Source organism: Psittacicella gerlachiana (assembly GCF_003585965.1).
Lineage (GTDB): Bacteria > Pseudomonadota > Gammaproteobacteria > Enterobacterales > Psittacicellaceae > Psittacicella > Psittacicella gerlachiana.
Genome location: NZ_NRJF01000295.1, coordinates 1 through 1,383, shown reverse-complemented (window position 1 = coordinate 1,383; position 1,383 = coordinate 1). Strand labels below are relative to the sequence as shown.

1 protein-coding gene is annotated in these 1,383 nt (G+C 30.3%); it reads left to right on the top strand.

The genetic code is table 11. The features are described from left to right. The first annotated feature begins 226 nt into the window (after positions 1-226). Positions 227-1,033: a 2-keto-4-pentenoate hydratase gene (locus tag CKF59_RS07780; RefSeq protein WP_119535335.1), complete on the top strand. Its 807-nt coding sequence runs from the start codon at positions 227-229 to the stop codon at positions 1,031-1,033. Positions 1,034-1,383: the final 350 nt, after the last annotated feature.

The following is a 1,383-nucleotide window of genomic DNA, read 5'->3' as shown; positions in this document are numbered from 1 at the left end:
TTAGATAGAAAGATACTTTATTTTTATCTTATTTTCCAAAGCTTTAATAACAAATCCTTATTCTTTGATAAATTTTGATATTGACCTAAATTTATTTTCCGTTTAATATGGATTTATCCAAAAAACAAATTTCTTAGTTACTTAATAAGTAACATGACTACAAAGTTTTATTGCTAATAAAACTTTGTAACTAAATAATATTTATGTTGATAAGGCGGTTAAAAATATGACACAATTAAATTTACCTAAATTAACTGAAAAACAAGAAGAATTTGCAAAAGAATTAGCAAAAGCATATAAAGAAAATAAAGCTTTAGTTAAAGAAGAGTGGCTAGAAGTAGTTACTGATGATGATCAAGCCTATGCAGTACAGGCTAAGTTTACCTCCTATAAAGATAATCCTGTAGGCGGTTATAAGGTCTCTTTAACTTCAGAAGGCACACAAAAACTATTTAATTCAGATAGTCCTCTATATGGTGCTTTAGAAAACACTCGCTTTGTTCAAGGACCTGCGACTTTAGAGTTGTCTTCATTAAATGAAGCTCTTGTAGAATGTGAATTAGTTTTCACCGCAAAAGAAGATTTATTACCAACTGATACTTTGGAAGACTTATTACGCAAAACCACTGTAGCAGCAGGTTTAGAAGTTCCTGACGCTAGATTTGCAGATTGGTTCCCTTCTTTAGCGAAACACTTAGTGGTGAGCGATGGCTCTGTAGGTGGCTTTGTAGTTTTTGGTCAAGAGCACAATACTAGTGATTTATTTGCTAATTTAGAAGACTTAGCTAAGGTAACTATGAGATTAACTCATAATGGTAAAGAAGTAGCTACAGGTGTTTCTTCTGAAGTTTTAGGAAACCCACTAAATTCTTTACATTGGTTAGTAGGCAAATTACATCAACAAGGCTTTACTTTTAAAGCAGGACAAAGAGTTTCTTCAGGAACCTTTAATTTCCCTCCACATTTAGAAACAGGAGTTTGGGAAGTTGAATACGGTTCAGGTGTAGGTAAAGTTACCTTAACAGTAAAATAAACAAACATATAAAATCAAAGGGAGTAAGCATCACTTACCCCCTTTTTTCTGTTTTAATCTTATCAAAGAAACTTAAAATCAATCTCACTAAATAATCTATTATATATAGCATTAAGATACCTATAAGATAAATCTCTTATGCCTTTCTCAAATCCATTTTTAATCAATATAACTTTATAAACCATATAGTTATTCCTAAGACTTAGTCATGAATAAAAATTATCTTTATGAAGATAACTAATCACCTATTACATACCACTTGATAACTACAATTAAATTAACATAAAACCATATCCCCAAACAAATCACTTCCAATATTTACATTAACAAAACAACTTAAATGTAGTAGA

Coding starts and splice junctions, on each gene's coding strand:
- CKF59_RS07780 (WP_119535335.1), top strand. CDS start 227: ATGACACAATTAAATTTACCTAAATTAACTGAAAAACAAGAAGAATTT.